General features: G+C 72.1%; 17 protein-coding genes and 1 rRNA gene. 7 read left to right on the forward strand and 11 right to left on the reverse strand.

All coding sequences use genetic code 11. The annotated features are described in order from the left end of the window. The 3 genes from ACIPAE_RS30995 to ACIPAE_RS31005 form a co-directional block, all read right to left on the reverse strand. Positions 1-75, reverse strand: a 16S ribosomal RNA gene (locus tag ACIPAE_RS30995); the annotation flags it as partial. A gap of 494 nt (positions 76-569) precedes the next feature. Then, on the reverse strand, positions 570-1844 hold the full coding sequence (tyrS, locus tag ACIPAE_RS31000; protein ID WP_329374392.1) for a tyrosine--tRNA ligase: 1275 nt from the start codon (positions 1842-1844) through the stop codon (positions 570-572). Between the two features lie 152 nt (positions 1845-1996). Further along, entirely contained in the window at positions 1997-2635 is a 639-nt protein-coding gene (locus tag ACIPAE_RS31005) for a DNA-3-methyladenine glycosylase (protein WP_402449748.1), read from the reverse strand. Positions 2636-2842: 207 nt separating this feature from the next. Between ACIPAE_RS31005 and ACIPAE_RS31010 the strand changes: the two genes are divergently transcribed. Further along, positions 2843-3385 (forward strand): YbhB/YbcL family Raf kinase inhibitor-like protein, encoded by a 543-nt coding sequence (locus ACIPAE_RS31010; protein WP_329370766.1) that lies wholly within the window; start codon positions 2843-2845, stop codon positions 3383-3385. Between the two features lie 113 nt (positions 3386-3498). After that, positions 3499-4002 carry an HNH endonuclease gene (locus ACIPAE_RS31015; protein WP_328462540.1) on the forward strand — a complete coding sequence of 168 codons (504 nt, stop codon included), beginning with the start codon at positions 3499-3501 and terminating at the stop codon, positions 4000-4002. A gap of 15 nt (positions 4003-4017) precedes the next feature. Here the strand turns inward: ACIPAE_RS31015 and ACIPAE_RS31020 are convergent, their stop codons facing one another. The 4 genes from ACIPAE_RS31020 to ACIPAE_RS31035 all read right to left on the reverse strand — a co-directional run bounded on the left by ACIPAE_RS31020 (position 4018) and on the right by ACIPAE_RS31035 (position 7470). After that, positions 4018-4785 (reverse strand): sulfite exporter TauE/SafE family protein, encoded by a 768-nt coding sequence (locus ACIPAE_RS31020; RefSeq protein WP_329370764.1) that lies wholly within the window; start codon positions 4783-4785, stop codon positions 4018-4020. A 147-nt stretch (positions 4786-4932) separates the two neighbouring features. Beyond that, the gene (locus ACIPAE_RS31025; RefSeq protein WP_328462544.1) at positions 4933-5931 is read right to left on the reverse strand and encodes an SPFH domain-containing protein; all 999 of its coding nucleotides are present in this window, start codon (positions 5929-5931) and stop codon (positions 4933-4935) included. A 244-nt stretch (positions 5932-6175) separates the two neighbouring features. Then, positions 6176-6607, reverse strand: a complete 432-nt coding sequence (locus ACIPAE_RS31030; protein WP_328473944.1) for an NfeD family protein — start codon at positions 6605-6607, stop codon at positions 6176-6178. A 71-nt stretch (positions 6608-6678) separates the two neighbouring features. Continuing rightward, positions 6679-7470, reverse strand: a complete 792-nt coding sequence (locus ACIPAE_RS31035; RefSeq protein WP_328462546.1) for an ABC transporter ATP-binding protein — start codon at positions 7468-7470, stop codon at positions 6679-6681. A gap of 133 nt (positions 7471-7603) precedes the next feature. Here ACIPAE_RS31035 and ACIPAE_RS31040 point away from each other — a divergent pair, with 133 nt between their 5' ends. Continuing rightward, positions 7604-8392, forward strand: a complete 789-nt coding sequence (locus tag ACIPAE_RS31040) for a hypothetical protein (RefSeq protein WP_329370761.1) — start codon at positions 7604-7606, stop codon at positions 8390-8392. A gap of 144 nt (positions 8393-8536) precedes the next feature. Here the strand turns inward: ACIPAE_RS31040 and ACIPAE_RS31045 are convergent, their stop codons facing one another. The 3 genes from ACIPAE_RS31045 to ACIPAE_RS31055 all read right to left on the reverse strand — a co-directional run bounded on the left by ACIPAE_RS31045 (position 8537) and on the right by ACIPAE_RS31055 (position 10983). After that, positions 8537-8776, reverse strand: coding sequence for a chaplin family protein (locus ACIPAE_RS31045; protein ID WP_328462550.1), 240 nt, complete (start codon positions 8774-8776; stop codon positions 8537-8539). Between the two features lie 298 nt (positions 8777-9074). Then, complete coding sequence (locus ACIPAE_RS31050; protein ID WP_329370756.1) at positions 9075-9719, reverse strand: response regulator transcription factor; 645 nt, start codon at positions 9717-9719, stop codon at positions 9075-9077. After that, positions 9712-10983, reverse strand: coding sequence for a GAF domain-containing sensor histidine kinase (locus ACIPAE_RS31055; protein WP_402449754.1), 1272 nt, complete (start codon positions 10981-10983; stop codon positions 9712-9714). The genes ACIPAE_RS31050 and ACIPAE_RS31055 overlap by 8 nt, the downstream gene beginning before the upstream one ends. Before the next feature lie 191 nt (positions 10984-11174). Between ACIPAE_RS31055 and ACIPAE_RS31060 the strand changes: the two genes are divergently transcribed. The 3 genes from ACIPAE_RS31060 (at position 11175) to ACIPAE_RS31070 (ending at position 14276) form a co-directional block, all read left to right on the forward strand. Continuing rightward, positions 11175-12005, forward strand: a complete 831-nt coding sequence (locus ACIPAE_RS31060) for an SDR family NAD(P)-dependent oxidoreductase (protein ID WP_402449756.1) — start codon at positions 11175-11177, stop codon at positions 12003-12005. After that, the gene (locus tag ACIPAE_RS31065; RefSeq protein ID WP_402449758.1) at positions 12002-13150 is read left to right on the forward strand and encodes an S-adenosylmethionine:tRNA ribosyltransferase-isomerase; all 1149 of its coding nucleotides are present in this window, start codon (positions 12002-12004) and stop codon (positions 13148-13150) included. Before ACIPAE_RS31060 ends, ACIPAE_RS31065 begins: the two co-directional genes overlap by 4 nt. Before the next feature lie 274 nt (positions 13151-13424). Then, a complete protein-coding gene (locus ACIPAE_RS31070) occupies positions 13425-14276 on the forward strand; it encodes a transglycosylase SLT domain-containing protein (RefSeq protein WP_402449760.1) in 852 nt (283 codons plus the stop codon). A gap of 104 nt (positions 14277-14380) precedes the next feature. Here ACIPAE_RS31070 and ACIPAE_RS31075 read toward each other — a convergent pair whose 3' ends face one another. Further along, entirely contained in the window at positions 14381-17101 is a 2721-nt protein-coding gene (locus tag ACIPAE_RS31075) for an FHA domain-containing protein (protein WP_402449762.1), read from the reverse strand. Between the two features lie 400 nt (positions 17102-17501). On the opposite strand from ACIPAE_RS31075, the gene serB reads away from it, so the two are divergent. After that, the gene (serB, locus tag ACIPAE_RS31080) at positions 17502-18770 is read left to right on the forward strand and encodes a phosphoserine phosphatase SerB (RefSeq protein ID WP_328462564.1); all 1269 of its coding nucleotides are present in this window, start codon (positions 17502-17504) and stop codon (positions 18768-18770) included. Positions 18771-18786 lie beyond the last annotated feature (16 nt).

Consider the following 18786-nt stretch of genomic DNA (forward strand, 5'->3'; position numbering starts at 1 on the left):
GCTTCACCGTTCGACTTGCATGTGTTAAGCACGCCGCCAGCGTTCGTCCTGAGCCAGGATCAAACTCTCCGTGAATGTTCACCGGTAATCCGGTAGCACACCCGCGAAAGAGCGGCACCACGAGGAGGAATAGTCCCCGCAGTGCACAGCGTCCTCGCTGTGTCGCCTCCCTCAACCGAGGAAGGACTTTTTCAAAGGAACCTCATCCCGATCGAAACGACCGGAACGGGGTATCAACATATCTGGCGTTGACTTTTGGCACGCTGTTGAGTTCTCAAGGAACGGAAGCTTCCTTCGGTCCACCGTTTCCGGTTTTCCCTCCGGGCTTTCCCTTCGTGTTTACTACTGTACTCCGTTCCCGGGCCGATTCCTAATCGGCTTCTTCGAATTGGATTTTGGCGCACCAAAAAACAACCCGAAGATCGGGGCATCGTCAGTAGTGGGTGGCCGCTCGGCCGGCAGAGCCTCGTGTGAAGCAGGCGCGCCGTTTCAGCGACTCGGACTACGTTACGCACGAGCGGCGACCGAGTCAAGTTCGGTCGCCGCTCAAACGTGGATTTCCGGCCGTCTCAGGCCAGTTCGACCGCTCCGAGGTTGCGCTTGCCCCGGCGCAGCACCAGCCAACGCCCGTGGATCAGGTCGCTTTGGGCGGGTACGGCGTCCTCGCCGGCCACCTTCTCGTTGTTGAGGTAGGCGCCGCCCTCCTTGATGGTGCGGCGGGCCGCGGACTTGCTCGGGGCCAGCTCGACCAGGGTCAACAGGTCCGCGATCGGGGCCAGTTCGGTGACCTTGGCGTGCGGCAGCTCGCTGAGCGCCGCCGTGAGGGTGCGCTCGTCGAGGTCACCGAGCTCGCCCTGGCCGAAAAGCGCCTTGGAAGCGGCGACCACGGCCGCGCACTGGTCGGCGCCGTGCACCAGCGTGGTCAACTCCTCGGCCAGCGCCCGCTGTGCGGCCCGGGCCTGCGGCCGCTCGGCGCTCGCCTGCTCCAGCTCCTCGATCTCCTCGCGGGAGCGGAAGCTGAAGGTGCGCAGGTAGCGCGCGATGTCACGGTCGTCCGCGTTCAGCCAGAACTGGTAGAAGGCGTAGGGCGTGGTCAGTTCGGGGTCGAGCCAGACGGCGCCGCCCTCCGTCTTGCCGAACTTGGTGCCGTCGGCCTTGGTGAGCAGCACCTGGGTGAGGGCGTGCGCGGGGCCGTGCGGCTGGTTGCCCTCGATTCGGCGGATCAGGTCGAGCCCGGCGGTGATGTTGCCCCACTGGTCGCTGCCGCCGATCTGCAGCGTGCAGCCGTACTCCTTGTACAGCTGCAGGTAGTCCAGCGACTGGAGGATCACGTAGCTGAACTCGGTGTAGCTCATGCCCTCGCCGTCGAGGCGGGTCTTGACCGTCTCGCGGGCGAGCATCTGGTTGATGCTGAAGTGCTTGCCGTAGTCGCGCAGCAGGGCGAGGGCGGAGACGCCCTCGGTCCACTCGTAGTTGTTGGCCATCACGGCCTGGGTCGGGCCGGGGGTGTCGAAGTCGAGGAACGCGGAGAGCTGCCCGCGCAGCGCGCTGACCCACTGCTGGACGGTCTCGACGTCGTTGAGCACCCGCTCGGCGCTGGGCTTCGGGTCGCCGATCAGGCCGGTGGCCCCGCCCACCAGGGCGATCGGCCGGTGGCCGGCGAGCTGGAAGCGGCGCAGCGTCAGGATCTGGGTGAGGTGGCCGACGTGCAGGCTCTTCGCGGTGGGGTCGAACCCGCAATAGAGGGTGAGGGGACCGTTCGCGAGCGCCTTGCGCAGGGCTTCCTCGTCGGTGGTCTGGGCGAGTACGCCCCGCCACCGCAGCTCGTCGACGATGTCCGTCACGGTGTCCATGTCTCCTTGGATCTGCTCGGGTCTGCGACCTGCTCGGTTCGGTTCCTGGCCGCCCGGGTCGCCGAGCGCCTGGGCGGCCTGCGCCCGGGTGCCGGGATTCCTGGTACCAGCGTGCCCGAGGGTACGTGGTTCCGGCGAGTCGATTATCCGCGCTTGCGCGGCGTGTGCGGGCGGTAGGGGCTGACCGTGGGGTCGGCGTCGATCCAGTAGCGCCAGGGGTGGGCCGCCCCGTCGCCGCCGACTCCGGTGCGCGGGCCGCTGCGGATGGCCCCCGCGGCGGGCGGGGTGCCGGTGAGGACGCGGAACGGGCCGCCGTCGGCGGAACAGGCGTCGGCGCCGTTGAGCGTGCGGTCCACGCCGAGTGCGGTGGCGAGCCGGGCCGGGCCCTGGGCGAGGTCGGCGTCCTTGCGGGAGGTGGGGCGGCGGGGGCGGGCGAGGTCGGCGCCCGCGGTGATCCGGCCGGCTCTGAGCAGCACCCCGCTGGCGGTGCCCGCCGGGCCGCAGACCAGGTTCAGGCAGTGCCACATGCCGTAGGTGAAGTAGACGTAGGTGTGGCCGGGCGGGCCGAACATCACGGCGTTGCGGTCGGTGCGGCCGCGGTAGGCGTGGGAGCCGGGGTCGTTGGGGCCGTCGTACGCCTCGACCTCGGTGAGCCGCAGCTCGATCGGGCCGTCGTCGGTGGCGCGGACGAGGGTGCGGCCGAGCAGGTCGGGGGCGATCTCCAGGACCGGCCGGTCGAAGAACGAGCGCTTCAGCGGGGTCCGGTCCGGTGGAGTGGTCACGAGGCAGGAGCGTAGTGGACGAGCCGGAACCGGGTGGGCGGCGCGGACGCCGTGGAGATCCACTCGGCAGGCCCTAGGCTCGGAGCCAGTTCGCTCCGTTCCCGGCGGGGCCCGGTTCCTGGCAGGGGCCCGGTCCCGGCGGGGGCTTCGTTCCCAACAGGAGCTTCGTTCCCAACAGGGGCTTCGTTCCCCACAGGAGGTGTCGAGGTGACCGAGCAAGCGCGACGGCCGCTCCCCCATGACTTCCACCCGCCGGTGCCGGCGTTCACGGTGGTCAGCGACGATGTGGCGCCGGGTGCGGCGCTCAAGGACGCCCAGGTGTTCGCGGGCGGGAACACCTCGCCGCAGCTGCGGTGGGAGGGGTTCCCGGCGGGGACCAAGAGCTTCGCGGTGTCCTGCTACGACCCGGACGCGCCGACCGGCAGCGGGTTCTGGCACTGGTCGGTGTTCGACATCCCGGCGTCGGTGACGGAGCTGCCCGCGGGCGCCGGGTCCGGGGACTTCGCCGGGCTGCCGGCGGGCGCGGTGCAGGTACGCAACGACTACGGCACCCGGGACTTCGGTGGCGCCGCGCCGCCGCCCGGGGACGGCCCGCACCGCTATGTGTTCACCGTGTACGCGGTGGACGCGGAGAAGCTGGGGCCGGACGCGGACGCGTCGCCCGCGGTGGTCGGTTTCAACCTCCGGTTCCACGCGCTGGCGCGGGCCCAGCTGATCGGCGTCTACGAGGTGCCGGCCGACGCGGCCTGAGGCGCGTCCCCGGCACCCGCGCAGGCACGTACCCCGGCGGAAAACTCCGTTGTCCGGCGCGGGCGTCGCGGGCACAGTGGTCCCACCTGAAAGACCCCGGGAGGTGGGCGGAAATGCGTGAGACGCTGGTGCTGAATGCGAGTTTCGAGCCGCTGTCGACGGTGTCGCTGCGGCGTGCGGTCGTGCTGGTGATGCAGGACAAGGCGGTCGTCGAGCAGGCCCACCCCGGTCTTCGGGTCCGTGCGGCGCGGGTGGAGATGCCGATGCCGCAGGTGATCAGGCTGTGCCGGTATGTCAGGGTGCCGTTTCGACAACGGGCGCCGTGGTCGCGGCGAGGGGTGCTGGTGCGTGACCGGCACCGCTGCGCGTACTGCGGGCGGCGGGCCACGACCGTGGACCACGTGCAGCCGAAGTCGCGCGGTGGCGGCGACACCTGGCTGAACACGGTGGCGGCGTGCGGTGAGGACAACCAGCGCAAGGCGGACCGTACGCCGGAGCAGGCCGGGATGCGGCTGCTGGTGCGGCCGTTCGAGCCCACTCCGGCCGACGCGCTGCTGCTGGCGCTGGGTGTCCGGGATCGTGCGGACCTGCCGGAGTGGCTGGCGGTGCCGGCCTGAGCCGGTCACCGGCGTTCACTTCAGCAGGAGTTGGACGATCGCCGCGACGCCGACCACGACGATGAGGCCGCGCAGTGCCATCGGCGGGAGGCGGCGCCCCACCCGGGCGCCGATCAGCCCGCCGATGGTGGCGCCGGCCGCGACGAGGGCGACCGCGACCCAGTCCATGTGGGCGATGACGATGAAGAACAGCGCGGCGATGCCGTTGACCATCGCGGCGAGCACGTTCTTCAGGCCGTTGATCCGCTGGAGCGTCTCGTCGAGGAGCAGTCCCATCAGGGACAGGTAGAGGACCCCCTGCGCGGCTCCGAAGTACCCGCCGTACACGCTGGCGAGGAGGATGCCGAGCGGGAGGAAGGGTCCGCCGTTCACGGGGGCGGCGGACCCGCTGCGCTGCCGGCGCGCCTGGATGGCGCGGGTCAGGCGCGGTTGCAGGACCACCAGGACCAGGGCGAGCGCGATGAGCACGGGCACGATCGCGTGGAACGCCTTGGACGGCAGGTTGACCAGGAGGATGGCGCCGGCCGAGCCGCCGATCAGGCAGAAGCCGCCCAGCCGCAGCAGCCGCTCGCGCTGGCCGGCCAGTTCGCGCCGGTAGCCGATGGCGCCGGCCACCGAACCGGGCACCAGGCCGAGGGTGTTGGAGACGTTCGCGGTGACGGGTGGCAGGCCGACGGCCAGCAGGACGGGGAACGTGATCAGGGTGCCCGAGCCGACGATGGTGTTGATGGTGCCGGCTCCGATTCCGGCGGCGAGCACGGCGACGGCTTCCGCTGGCGACATCGGCCCTCCATGATCGGTGCGCGTCCTCCCCGCCGTTGACGGTCGAGGGGTGCGCAGCGATCATGCCACACCGGTGCGCGTGCTTCGAGGGGCCTGCCCGGTCCTGGCCGGCGGCGCCCCCGGTGCTTCTCAGCGCTTCTCGCCGGGTCAGTCCTTGTCGAACGGCGGGGCTTCGCGGCGGGGCGCGGGCGTGGCCGCGGGCCGGGTGGCGGGGCTCGCGCCGGTGCCGTTGGCCGGGGCACCGCCGTTGCCCCCGTTGCCTCCGTTGCCGCTCAGGCCGGGGATGTTGACCATGCCGCCGAGGCCCTTGAGGGCGTCGTTGAGCTCGCTGGGGATGATCCAGAGCTTGTTGGCGTCGCCCTCGGCGATCTTCGGGAGCATCTGGAGGTACTGGTAGGCGAGGAGCTTCTGGTCCGGGTCGCCGGCGTGGATCGACTCGAAGACGGTGCGGATCGCCTGCGCCTCACCCTCGGCGCGCAGGGCGGCGGACTTCGCGTCACCCTCGGCGCGCAGGATCGAGGACTGCTTCTCGCCCTCCGCGGTGAGGATCTGGGACTGCCGGATGCCCTCGGCGGTGAGGATCGCGGCGCGCTTGTCACGGTCGGCGCGCATCTGCTTCTCCATCGAGTCCTGGATGGAGGTGGGCGGTTCGATCGCCTTGAGCTCGACGCGGTTGACGCGGATGCCCCACTTGCCGGTCGCCTCGTCGAGGACGCCGCGCAGCGCCGCGTTGATCTCCTCGCGCGAGGTGAGGGTCCGCTCCAGGTCCATGCCGCCGATGATGTTGCGGAGCGTGGTGACGGTGAGCTGCTCGATCGCCTGGATGTAACTGGCGACTTCGTAGGTGGCGGCCCGGGCGTCGGTGACCTGGTAGTAGATGACCGTGTCGATGTTCACCACCAGGTTGTCCTGGGTGATCACCGGTTGCGGCGGGAACGGCACGACCTGTTCGCGCAGGTCGATGCGGTTGCGGATGGTGTCGATGAACGGGACGACGATGTTCAGCCCGGCGCTGAGGGTGCGTGTGTAGCGGCCGAAGCGCTCGACGATGGCGGCGCTGGCCTGGGGGATGACCTGGACCGTCCTGATCAGCGCGATGAAGACGAGCACCACCAGGATGATGAGGACGATGATGATGGGCTGCATGGTCACTCCGGCGCCGGTTGAGTGCGGATGGAGCATGTACTACGACATGATCAATTGTCGCAGACAGTAGGCGTACCGCGTGCGGGGTTCGGCGAATTCCCGGTCTGCGGCGGCTCGTTGACTGCTGCGGTGGTGCTGTGCGGTGGTGCTCTGCGGTGCTGCGGTCCCTCGATACTGCGGGTGCTGCGGTCCTTCGGTGCTGCGGGTACTTCCGTGCCGCGGGTTCGCCGCGGGTCCTTCGGGCCTACATCACGACCGCGGTCGCGCCGTCGATCTCCACGACGTCCACCTGCTGGCCGGGGTCGAAGACGCGGTCGTGTTCCAGGGCGCGGGCCGACCAGATCTCCCCGGCGAGCTTGATCCTTCCGCCCGCCCCGTCGTCGACGCGTTCGAGCACGACGGCCCGCTTGCCCTTGAGCGCGTCCACGCCGCTGCGCTGCTCGGGACGCTGGCGGTTGCGGTAGGCGATCGGCCGGACGAAGACGAGCAGCGCCACGGAGACCACGACGAAGACGATGACCTGGGCCACGATGCCGCCGCCGGCTCCCGCGGTGACGGCTCCGCCGACCGCTCCGACCGCGAACATGCCGAATTCGGGCATCGCCGTGATCACCAGCGGGATGCCCAGCCCCACCGCGGCCACCAACCACCACACCCATGCGTCCACGACGCCAATCGTAGGCGTACACGGCCCAGTTGCGGCAGTGCGCAAGCCGGACACCTACGTCGGGGGTTGCTGCCGGGTTCCTACTTCAGCGGCAGACCCGCGGCGGTCCAGCGGTCGCCGCGGCGCTCGACGACGAGCGGGAGCCCGAAGCAGTGCGACAGGTTGCGGGAGCTGAGCTCGGTCTCCAGCGGGCCGGCGGCGACCACCTTGCCCTGGCGGATCATCAGCACGTGGGTGAAGCCGGGGGCGATCTCCTCGACGTGGTGGGTCACCATGATCATGGAGGGCGCGATCGGGTCGCGGGCGAGCCGGCCGAGCCGCCGCACCAGGTCCTCGCGGCCGCCGAGGTCGAGCCCGGCCGCGGGCTCGTCGAGCAGCAGCAGCTCGGGGTCGACCATCATCGCGCGGGCGATCAGGGTCCGCTTGCGCTCGCCCTCGGAGAGGGTGCCGAACTTCCGGTCGAGGAACTCGGTCATGCCGAGCCGGTCGAGGAAGGCGCGGGCCCGCTCCTCGTCGACCTGTTCGTACCCCTCGTTCCAGGTGGCGGTCATGCCGTAGGCGGCGGTGAGCACGGTCTCCAGGACGGTCTGGCGGCGCGGCATCTTCTCCGCCATGGCGGCGCCGGCCACGCCGATCCGCGGCCGCAGCTCGAAGACGTCGACGCTGCCGAGCTTCTCGCCGAGGATCTGCACGGTGCCCGCGCTCGGGAAGAGGTAGCTGGAGGCGACGTTCAGCAGGGTGGTCTTGCCGGCGCCGTTGGGACCGAGGATGACCCAGCGCTCGCCCTCGGCGACCGACCAGGAGACCCCTTCGACCAGAGCGCGTCCGTCGCGGACCACGGATACGTCCACCAGCTCCAGTACATCGCTCATGAGCGCGCTGTCTCCCATTGCATCTCGGCAGTCTCGGCATGTCGGTGTGCCGGGATCGGCACGGGCCGGAAGGAACAACCCCCGAGGAAAACTTACGCCACCACACGAGCGGTCCAGTCCATAGGCTGGGGGCATGCTTGATGAACCTCGTTCAGGACGGCTGGCGGCGTGGGGAAATGCCCTGCTTGCCGGACTTGCCGCCCCTGATGACGTTGCTCAGCGGATCTCGGCCGACGACGCGGTGCACCGCGTCGTCGGGCTGCCGGGCGAACCGGCCCCGGTCGGGCTCACCCTGGGCCTGGGCAGACTCCGCGCCCTGGGCGTCACCGGCCTGCGGCTCGCGCTGCCGGTGGCGGGGCACCCGCTGGGGCTGTCCGGCCCGCCCGAGTTCAACGCCCGCGCGATGGCGGCCGGCGAGGCGGTGCTGACGGTGGGCGCGGTCTCGCTCGGCCTGGTCCCGGAGGTCTACGAGGCCGGGCCGGCCGGTGACCTGCACGTGGACGTGGAGTGGCAGTGCCTGCCGGTACGCGACTCCCCGCCGGCCGACGTGCCCTCGCTCGGCGAGGCGGAGCGGGAGCTGGCCGAGGCACTGCGCGACGCCACCGACGCGCTGGCGCAGCTCGACGTGGCCGGCGCGGGTCCGGCCGCGCAGGCGGCGCTGGAGGCGTACCGGGCGCGGGCGGAGCGCGGCCGCGAGGTGCTCGCGCCGGGCTACCCGCCGCGCGCGGTGCGGGTGTTGGAGCTGGCGCAGCGGGTGGCGGCGCTGGTGTCGATAGCGTCCGACGGGCACGGCGGCGCGGTGAGCGCGTCGCAGATCGCGGCCCGCGCGGAGTTGCTGCGGCCGGTGGAGCGGACCGCGCGGCGCGCGCAGGTGGCGGCGTACAACGCGTACGTGGAGGAGGCGGAGCGGCGCCGGCCGTAGCCCGGGGCCGGCCGCGGGGTTCGCGACCGGGGCCGCGACCCGTACCGGCCCGACAGCCGTGCGGGCCCGGCGGCGACGTACGGGGACGTCGGCCGCCGGGCCCGCGCGGGTTGGTGCCGCCCGAGGTTCAGGCGGCGGCCGGTGTCACAGGTTGGCGCCGGTGTTGCCGAAGGCCGGGTTGAGCAGGCCGATCACGTTGACGGTGTTGCCGACCACGTTGACCGGGACGTGCACCGGGACCTGCACGAGGTTGCCGGAGGCCACGCCCGGGGACTTCACGGCGGCACCGTGCGCGCCCGAGTCGGCCGAGGCCGCACCGGCGCCGGCGGCGATGAGGCCACCCGCCACGAGGGTGATGGTCGCGGCCTTCTTCAGGTTCTTCACTTCGAACTTCCTCCTTGCGAGACGCGTCGCGGCCAGCCGCCGCGACACGCCATGCAGAACGGATCACCGCCGCATCGGATGCGCGCCCCGGGAGACATACACCCGACAGTATGAATCTCACTCCGCCAAGCGCGGGTGTGCGGGCGTGGCGCGCCGGCGCCCGAGGGAGCGCGCCGACGGGCCACGCGCGCCAGGTGCCCCGGCGGGCGCGTGCCGGTCGCCGGCGGTCAGTCGCCGACGACCGGACGCCGACGACCGGACGTCTTACGACCGGTCGCCCACGGCCGGTTGCCTACGGTCAGTCGCCGACGCCGTTGCGGACCGCCCACAGCGCCGCCTGGGTGCGGTCGGCGAGGTCCAGCTTCATGAGGATGTTCGACACGTGGGTCTTCACGGTCTTCTCGGAGAGCACCAGCGCACGCGCGATCTCGCGGTTGGAGCGGCCGTCGGCGATCAGGCCGAGGACCTCGCGCTCGCGTTCGGTCAGCGCGTTGCCGCGCCCGCTGCCCGGGGCGGGCTGGTCCGGGGCGAGCAGCGCCCCGGCCACCTCGGGCTGGAGCAGGACGTGTCCGGCGTGCACCGAGCGGATCGCGTCGGCGAGCGCGACCGGGTCGACGTCCTTGTAGACGTATCCGGCGGCGCCGGCCCGCAGGGCGGGGACCACGGTGCGCTTCTCGGTGAAGCTGGTCACGATGAGGACCCGGGCGGGGCTGTCCGCCTCGTGCAGCAGCCGCAGCGCCTCGATGCCGTCGGTGCCGGGCATCTTGACGTCCATCAGGATCACGTCGGGCCGCAACTCCAGCGCGCGGGCCACGCCCTCGTCGCCGTCGGCGGCCTCGCCGACCACCTCGATGTCGCCCTGGACCTCCAGGAACGTCCGCAGGCCGCGGCGGACCACCTGGTGGTCGTCCACGAGCAGCACCCGGATCACCTTGTCAGCCACCTGGCACCTCCATCTCGATGACGGTGCCCTTGCCGGGCTCCGATTGCACGCTCAGCGATCCGCCGACGCCGTCGGCGCGGTCCCGCATGGAGACCAGGCCGAGGTGGCGGCCGGCCCGGCGGACGGCGGTGGGGTCGAAGCCGCGGCCGTCGTCGCGGATGCGCAGCCGGGCGCCCCTGCCGTGTCCTTCGAGGGTGACGGCGACCGTGCGGGGGGCCGCGTGCCGCAGCGCGTTGTGGGTGGCCTCCTGGGCGACCCGCAGCAGGGCCTCCTCCTGGGGCGCGGGCAAGGCGCGCGTCCGGAAGGCGCGGAAGGTCACGCTGGCGGAGTGCACCCGGTCCAGGACGTCGGCCTGGGTGCGCAGGGTGGCCACGAGCCCGTCCTCGTCCAGCGCGGCCGGCCGCAACTCCACGACGACGGCCCGCAGCTCGTCGGCGGCCTCGGCGGCGAGCATGGCGACCTGCCGGATCTCCTCCTTGGCGCGGCCGGGGTCGGTGTCGACCAGTGCGGCCGACGCCTGTGCGGTCAGCCGCAGCGAGAAGAGCTTCTGGGAGACCGCGTCGTGCAGTTCGTGGGCGATCCGGGCGCGCTCGCCGGCCAGCGTCAGCTCGCGGCTGCGTTCGTGCAGCCGTGCGTTGGTGAGGGCGATGGCGGCGTGGTCGGCGAGGATGCGCAGCAGGTCCTCGTCGTCCTGGGTGAAACCGGCCGGGCAGGCCCGGTCCGCGGCGTCCTGGGCGGAGCCCGCGCCGGCATCGGTCCCGACGTCGGCGCCGGCATCGGAGTCGGCGCCCCTGCCGGGGCCGTCGGCGTTGGCAGAGCTGTCGGCGTTGCCGGAGCGCTCGACTGGGATCTTCTTGTTCGCGAGGAAGATCGCGCCGAGGATCTCGTCGCCGTCGGCCACCGGCATGCCGATGAAGTCCTTCATCACCGGGTGGGCGCGCGGCCAGCCGGCGAAGCTCTCGAAGTCGCGTACGTCGGTGAGCCGCTGCGGGGTGGCCTCGTGGAGCATCGCGGCGAGCACGCCGTGCTGCCGGGGCAGCGGGCCGATCGCCTTCCACTCCTCGTCGCTGACCCCGTCGACCACGAACTGGGCGAAGCCGCCCTGGTCGTCGGGCACGCCGAGCGCGGCGTACTGCGCGCCCAGCAGTTCCCGGGCCGAGGCCACGATGGTCTGCAGGACCTCGCGCACCTCCAGCCGCCGGTTCATCGCCACGATCGCGGCGCTGACCGCTTCGATGCCGCCTCGCGGCGCCCGTTCGGACATGCCCTCAACGGTACCCGCCGCAGGTGACGGGCCGTATGCGCCGCAGGACGGACTGTCCTGGTCCCTGTGGACTAGGGCCAAGTGCCCGCGCCGGTTGCGGCGGCCGCCCGAGGCGGGCGGCGCGGTCGCGTTCCTACGGTGTGGGCATCGGGCCCGGCGACCGCGCCGGGCCGTGGCGGAAGGCGGGGACCATGCCGGTGGCGATCATCACGGGCGCGTCGCGCGGGTTGGGCCGGGCGCTGGCCGAGGAGCTGGCCGGACGCGGCTGGGACCTGGTGCTGGACGGCCGCGACGCGGACAGGCTGCGGGCGTCGGTACGGGACCTGGAGCGCGATCGGACCGACGATCCGACAACCCTCAAATCGGGCGAATCGCACAATGCCCCCTATATAGGGGACAAAGGTGCGCGGGGTCCGCAGGGCGGAAGCACAGCACCGGACCGGCCGGCCCGCGGCCGGGTACGGGCGGTCGCCGGTGACGTGACGCGCCCGGAGCACCGGGCCGAGCTGGTCGCGGCGGCCCGGGAACTGGGCGGCGGCGCGGGTCCGGACCTGCTGGTCAACAACGCGAGCTCGCTGGGAGCGGAGCCGCTGGTGTCACTGGCCGAGCTGGCCGAGGACGGGCTGCGCGAAGCGCTGGAGACCAACGTCATGGCGCCCTTCGCCCTGGTCAGGGCGGCGCTGCCAGGGCTGCGGGCGGCAGGCGGCGCGGTGCTGAACGTCAGCTCGGACGCGGCCGTGGCGGCGTATCCCACGTGGGGCGGGTACGGCGCGAGCAAGGCCGCGCTCGACCACCTGTCGGCGGTGCTCGCCGAGGAGGAACCCGCGGTCCGGGTGTGGTGGGTGGACCCCGGCGACCTGCGGACCGAGCTGTACGCGGCGGCGGTGCCGGACGACCCCGACTTCGCGGAGCGGCTGCTGCCGGAGCAGGTGGCGCCCGCGGTGCTGCGGCTGCTCGACGGCCCGGCCGGCAGCGGCCGCTACGTCGCCGCCGAACTGGCCGGCCCGAAGGAGGCGCGATGAGCGCGGCGGCACCGGCCCTGGTCTGCGAGACCTGCGACGCCGAGGCGGCCCGGGTGGACACCGGGGCCCTGGCGGACCTCCGGCTGCCGCCGGAACTGTCGGCCGCGGTGCCCGCGCCGCGCCGGGACGCGGTACGGCTGCTGGTCGGGCGGCGGAGCGGCGGCGAGGTGACCCACCACGGGTTCCGCGAGCTGCCCGGGCTGCTGCGGGCCGGGGACGTCCTGGTGGTCAACACGTCGAGGACGCTGCCGGCGGCGCTGGACGGCTGGGCGGCGGACCCGGGCACCGGCGGGACCGCCGGCGCCCGGGCCGCCTCGAAGGCCGGCCAGCCCGTGGTGGTGCACTTCTCCACCCGGCGTGACGACGGCCGCTGGGTGGTGGAGGTGCGCTCCCCCGACGGGCACGGCTCGACCGTGCGCAGGCCCGGCGGACCGGCCGGAACCGAGGTGCGGCTGGCCGGCGGCGGCCGGCTCGTGCTGGAGCGCCCGCTCGACCCGGCCACCGACCGGCTGTGGGTGGCGTCGGTACGGGTGCCGGACGTGGTGCGGCACCTGCGCCGCCACGGGCGGCCGATCCGCTACGCGTACACCGCGCGCGACCAGCCGCTGTCGGCGTACCAGACGGTCTTCGGCACGCCGTCGGCCGACGGGCGGGGCTCGGCGGAGATGCCGAGCGCGGCCCGGCCGTTCACCGCGTCGCTGGTCACGGAGCTGGTCAGCCGGGGGGTGCAGATCGCACCGATCGAGCTGCACACCGGGGTGGCGTCCGCCGAGGCGCACGAGCCGCCGTACGCGGAGCCGTACACCGTGCCGGCGAGCACCGCATGGCAGGTGAACGCGGCCCGGGCGGCCGGCGGGCGGGTGGTGGCGGTAGGCACCACGGCCGTGCGCGCGCTGGAGTCGGCGGCCGACGGGCGCGGGGTGGTGCGGGCGGCACACGGCTGGACGGAGCTGGTGATCACCCCGGAGCGCGGGGTGCGCGCGGTGGACGGCCTGCTGACCGGGCTGCACGAGCCGGAGGCGTCCCACCTGCTGATGCTGCGGGCCCTGTCGGGCGACGGGCTGCTCACCCGCGTCTACGCCGAAGCGTTGCGCGGCCGTTATCTCTGGCACGAGTTCGGAGACGTCAACCTGCTGCTGCCATAAGGGCTTTCAGCCCCCGAATAAGCGTCACATAAAGCACCCCCTCCGTCACCTTCCGCGACGCAGGGGGTGCCCCCTTGTGACCTCACCTATAGGACCTGCGTCACATACTAAGGCGCTTAGTGGAATTCAGGTCCCGAAACTCCGGGAGAAAACCCGGGAACTCCGGCGCGGGCGCCAGCCGCATCTACGAGTTCGGCTCGTAGCAGGGCTCATTGACCCCCGATTTCCGACCCTCTAACAATTCTCGGGTCCCAATCGGAAGAGGTAATCCCGCATGCAGCTCCCCACGATCCCGAAGATCGACCGACTGTCCAGGAAGCACAAGATCACGGTGGCCGGTGTCGCCGCCGCCGCGGCCGTTGCCCTGACAGTCACCGGTCTCGAGGCGACCGCTGGTGGGTCGGCTGTCGCCGCAGGCGACCCGACTGGGTTCTCCGTCTCCACCGGCGACCAGGTCAAGAGCATCAGCCCCGAGTCCGGCATGGCCTCCCAGAAGGCCATGTCCGACCAGGCCACTGCTCAGAAGAAGGCCGCCGCGGACGCCGCGGCGAAGAAGAAGGCGGCTGCGGACGCCGTCGCGAAGAAGAAGGCCGCGGACGCGGCTGCTGCGAAGAAGAAGGCGGCCGACGAGGCCGCCGCGCGCGCCAAGGAAGCGGCCAACCGCTCCACCAAGCGCGTCGTGATCAAGAAGACCGCGCCGGTGATCAAGAAGACCGCGCCGGTGGCCAAGAAGGCCGCCTCGGTCGCCAAGGCCGCTCCGGTCGCGAAGGCCACGACCGCGGCGCCGGCCGCGGTGACCTACCCGAACAACCTGGACGGCTGGATTCGCGAGGCCCGGGCCACCCTGGCCGCGCACAACATTCCGGTCCCGACGTACAACGGCATTTACCGCAACATCATTCGGGAGTCGTCCGGCAACCCGAACGCGATCAACCTGTGGGACTCGAACGCCGCGAAGGGCATTCCCTCCAAGGGCCTGCTCCAGACCATCGACCCCACGTTCAACGCGTACCACGTCTCCGGCACGTCGTGGAACGTCTACAACCCGGTCGCGAACATCGCCGCCGCCTGCAACTACGCGTACCACGTGTACGGCGGCATGGACAACGTGAACTCGGCGTACTGATCGAGCGATCCGCCGAATGCGGGAACCCGAAAGGGCGGTGGGACACATGTGTCCCACCGCCCTTTCCGCTGCCCTGAACTGCCCGCGGCCGGGCCGCGGACCGGCTACTTCCGCATGACCTCCGGCTCGTGCCGGCGCAGCAGCCGGGCGACGACGAAGCCGCACAGCACGGACATCGCCAGCAGCACCACGACGTCCAACGTCCAGGCGCCCGCGGTGTGCTGCCACAGCGCGTCATGCGTCCTGCGGGTCGGGTCCCATGGCAGCAGCGTGTTGAGGCTCGCCGTGGCACCCGCCCCGGCCACCGCCCAGCGGGCCGGCATCAGCCAGGACAACTGCTCCACCCCGGGCTTGCCGTAGAGCTGGAAGAGCACCCCGGTGAAGACGATCTGCACGATGGCGAACATGACCAGCAGCGGCATGGTCTTCTCCGCCGTCTTCACCAGCGCCGAGATGATCAGGCCGACCATCATCGAGGTGAAGCCGAACACGATGATGACCAGCGTCATCTCCACGCCCGGGTGGCTGTGCAGGACGACGCCCTGGGTGGGCATCTTGCGCGGCGCGAAGCCGATGCCGCAGATGATCGCGCCCTGCAGCGCGGTGATCAGGCCGAGCACGATGACCTTGGACATCAGGTACGCCGACCGGGACAGCCCGACCGCGCGTTCCCGCTCGTAGATCACCCGCTCCTTGATCAGCTCGCGGACCGAGTTCGCCGCGCCCGCGAAGCACGCGCCGACCGCGAGGATCATCAGGATGGTGCCCGCGTCCTTGTTCTGGAAGTACGGCGCCTTGCCGAGGCCGAGGCCGTAGTCGGCGGGGATCAGGATGCTGACCACGCCGAGCACCGCGGGCAGGATCACCATCAGCCCGATGAAGCCCCGGTCGGAGACGATCACCGACAGGTAGCGCCGGACCAGCGTGACCAGCTGCGAGCCCCAGCCCTGCGGCTTGGGCGGCCGCGCCGCCTGGTACGGGATGTAGTGCGCGGCCTGCGGGGCCGCCTGGTCCAGCTCGGCGGCGTACGTCTGGTAGTGCTGCGAACCGCGCCAGCGGCCGGACCAGTCGTAGTCGCGGTAGTTCTCGAACGCGGAGAAGACGTCGGCCCAGTTGTCGTAGCCGAAGAAGGTCAGCGCCTCGTCCGGCGGGCCGAAGTACGCCACCGCGCCGCCCGGCGCCATGACCAGCAGCTTGTCGCACAGCGCCAGTTCCGCCACCGAGTGGGTGACGACCAGGACGGTCCGGCCGTCGTCGGCGAGGCCGCGCAGCAGCTTCATCACGTCGCGGTCCATGCCCGGGTCGAGGCCGGAGGTCGGCTCGTCCAGGAAGATCAGCGACGGCTTGGTCAGCAGCTCCAGGGCGACCGAGACGCGCTTGCGCTGGCCGCCGGAGAGCGAGGTGACCTTCTTGTCGGCGTGGATGTCGAGCTTCAGCTCGCGCAGCACCTCGTCGATCCGCGCCTCGCGCTCCGCGGTCGCGGTGTCGCCGGGGAAGCGGAGCTTGGCGGCGTACCGCAGGGCGGTCCTGACCTGGAGCTCCTTGTGCAGGATGTCGTCCTGCGGGACCAGGCCGATGCGCTGGCGCAGCTCCGCGAACTGCTTGTAAAGGTTGCGGTTGTCGTACAGCACCTCGCCCTGGTCGGCCGGCCGGTAGCCGGTCAGCGCGCGCAGCAGGGTCGACTTGCCGGAGCCGGACGGGCCGATCACGCCGATCAGCGACTTCTCCGGCACCCCGAAGGAGACGTCCCGCAGGATCGTCTTCGTGGTCTTGCCGTGCGGCACCGTCACCGACAGGCGGCGCGCGGAGAACGACACGTCGCCGGTGTCGACGAACTCCTCCAGCCGGTCGCCGACCAGCCGGAAGGTGGAGTGGCCCACGCCGACGATGTCGTTGGGGCCCAGCAGATGGCGCTGCACCGGCTGGCCGTTGACATAGGTGCCGTTGTGGCTGCCCAGGTCGGCGATCTCGTAGCGGCCGTCCGGGTGCGCGCGGAACTCCGCGTGGTAGCGGGAGACCTGGAGGTCGGAGACGACCAGCTCGTTCTCCAGCGCACGGCCGATCTTCATCACCCGGCCCAGCGCGAGCTGGTGGAAGGTGGTGGGGCTGCGCACGCCGTAGCCGGGCGCTCCGCCCTGCGGCTGCTGCGGCGGAGACTGCTGCGGCTGCGGTGGTTGCTGCGGGGCCTGCTGCATCTGCGGGCCGGGCGGCTGCGGTTGCTGCTGGGGCGGCCGGCCCCAGCCCTGCTGCGGCGGCTGTTGCGGCGGGACCTGCGCGGGCGGAGCGCCCCAACCCCCCGCGCCCTGCTGCCCCTGCTGCGGGACGCCCTGCGGCTGTCCCGCGTACATCTGCGGCTGCTGCTGCGGCGGTTGTGGCGGTTGCTGCGGGCGCGCCTGGGGCGGTGCCTGCTGGTAGGCGGCCGCCTGCTGCGGGGCCTGTTGAGGTGCGGACTGCGGCGCGGCCTGGGCCGAGGCGGCCCCCGCGGCCGCCGCGCCCACACCCGCTCCGGCGCTCGCACCCGCGGGACCGGTGAAGTCCAGCCGGGGCCCGTCGGTCGCGTTGCCGAGGTGGACCGCGGCGCCGGGGCCGACGTCGGCGTTCTGGACCCGCCGGCCCTGCACGAAAGTGCCGTTGGTGCTGCCCAAGTCCTCCAGCAGCCAGCCGCGTTCACCGCGGCGGATCGTGGCGTGCCGCCAGGACACCCTCGGATCGTCGAGGACGAGGTCGCCTTGCGGGTCGCGGCCGAGGCTGTAGGACCGGGATGGGTCCAGCGGCCAGGTCTGTCCGTTGAGTTCGAGTACGAGTTCAGGCACCCCATGCCCCATTTGTTGTCCCCCGAAGTCCCCCATGGAGGGGCAGTCTAGGGATTGCGAACATCGGGAGGAACTGTTTCAGGCTCGGATCGGTCACCGATTGCCACCCTCCACGCCCCACGACGCACCCTGCGCACCCCCGGTTCCGCGCCGCGACGCCTTCGGTCCGACCCGGTTCGGCGAGTGCCGGATAAGTAGTACCACCCCGGCAGGGCGCCCCGCGCCGGACCGCACGACCCGCGTCCCGCCGTACCGCCCCGGCCCGGCCCGGCCCGGCCCGGCCGTACGGTCCCTGTCCGGCCCGCGCGCCCCGCATCCCGCCGTACGGCACCCGCTCCCCCGGCGCCCCGGGTGTCCGCCAGCCGGGACAGCTGGTGCCCGGCCGGCGGACGGCGGATACGGTGGGAGCACCATGAACGACGCCCCGCAGACCCCACCGGCAGCCGCCGCGGACGAGATCGTCCCCACGCTTCCCGCGGCCGACGCGCCGACCCTCCTGGTCAAGATCTTCGGCAAGGACCGGCCCGGGCTCACCGCCGGGCTCTTCGAGACGCTCGCCGGCTACGACGTGGCCGTGGTGGACATCGAGCAGGTGGTGACCCGTGGCCGGATCGTGCTGTGCGCGCTGGTCACCGCCCCCACCGCCCGTGGCGCGGAGAGCGAGCTGCGGGTCACCGTGCACGGCTGGGCCGAGTCGATGAAGATGCAGGCCGAGATCATCTCCGGGATCGGCGACAACAGCCCCCGCGGCGCGGGCCGTTCCCATGTCACGGTGCTCGGCCGGCCGCTGGTACCGGAGTCCATCGCGGCCATAGCGGCTCTGATCACCGAGGTCGGCGGCAACATCGACCGTATCTTCCGGCTGGCGAAGTACCCGGTGACCGCGGTGGAGTTCGCGGTGTCCGGCGCCGAACACACCGCGCTGCGCTCCGCGCTGGCGCTGGAGTCCGCCGCGCGCGGGGTGGACGTGGCCGTGGTGCCGTCCGGGCTCCAGCGCCGGGCGCAGCGGCTGGTGGTCATGGACGTGGACTCCACCGTCATCCAGGACGAGGTGATCGAGCTGTTCGCCGCGCACGCCGGGTGCGAGGAGCAGGTCGCCGAGGTGACGGCGGCGGCGATGCGCGGCGAGCTGGACTTCGAGCAGTCGCTGCACGCGCGGGTGGCGCTGCTGGCCGGTCTCGACGCGTCCGTGGTGGACAAGGTGCGCGCCGAGGTGCGGCTGACCCCCGGCGCCCGCACCCTGGTGCGTACGCTCAAGCGGCTCGGCTACCAGGTCGGCGTGGTCTCGGGCGGCTTCACCCAGGTGACCGACGACCTCAAGGAGCGGCTGGGGCTGGACTTCGCGGCCGCCAACACCCTGGAGATCGTCGACGGGCGGCTGACCGGCAAGGTGACCGGGCCGATCGTGGACCGCGCCGGGAAGGCACGGCTGCTGCGCTCCTTCGCGCAGCTCGCGGGGGTACCGCTGAGCCAGACGGTGGCTGTCGGCGACGGCGCCAACGACCTGGACATGCTCAACACCGCGGGCCTCGGCGTGGCCTTCAACGCGAAGCCGCTGGTGCGGGAGGCGGCCGACGCCGCGGTGACCGTCCCCTTCCTCGACACCGTGCTGTACCTGCTGGGGATCACCCGCGAGGAGATCGAGGCGGCCGACGCGCTGGACGGCACGGTCACCGACTGAGCCGGGACGGGCCGGG

This window comes from Streptomyces sp. NPDC087270, assembly GCF_044744625.1.
GTDB lineage: Bacteria > Actinomycetota > Actinomycetes > Streptomycetales > Streptomycetaceae > Actinacidiphila.

Coding starts and splice junctions, on each gene's coding strand:
- ACIPAE_RS31015 (WP_328462540.1), top strand. CDS start 3,499: ATGCGTGAGACGCTGGTGCTGAATGCGAGTTTCGAGCCGCTGTCGACG.
- ACIPAE_RS31020 (WP_329370764.1), bottom strand. CDS start 4,785: ATGTCGCCAGCGGAAGCCGTCGCCGTGCTCGCCGCCGGAATCGGAGCC.
- ACIPAE_RS31025 (WP_328462544.1), bottom strand. CDS start 5,931: ATGCAGCCCATCATCATCGTCCTCATCATCCTGGTGGTGCTCGTCTTC.
- ACIPAE_RS31035 (WP_328462546.1), bottom strand. CDS start 7,470: ATGAGCGATGTACTGGAGCTGGTGGACGTATCCGTGGTCCGCGACGGA.
- ACIPAE_RS31040 (WP_329370761.1), top strand. CDS start 7,604: ATGCTTGATGAACCTCGTTCAGGACGGCTGGCGGCGTGGGGAAATGCC.
- ACIPAE_RS31055 (WP_402449754.1), bottom strand. CDS start 10,983: ATGTCCGAACGGGCGCCGCGAGGCGGCATCGAAGCGGTCAGCGCCGCG.
- ACIPAE_RS31060 (WP_402449756.1), top strand. CDS start 11,175: ATGCCGGTGGCGATCATCACGGGCGCGTCGCGCGGGTTGGGCCGGGCG.
- ACIPAE_RS31065 (WP_402449758.1), top strand. CDS start 12,002: ATGAGCGCGGCGGCACCGGCCCTGGTCTGCGAGACCTGCGACGCCGAG.
- ACIPAE_RS31070 (WP_402449760.1), top strand. CDS start 13,425: ATGCAGCTCCCCACGATCCCGAAGATCGACCGACTGTCCAGGAAGCAC.
- ACIPAE_RS31075 (WP_402449762.1), bottom strand. CDS start 17,101: ATGGGGCATGGGGTGCCTGAACTCGTACTCGAACTCAACGGACAGACC.
- serB (WP_328462564.1), top strand. CDS start 17,502: ATGAACGACGCCCCGCAGACCCCACCGGCAGCCGCCGCGGACGAGATC.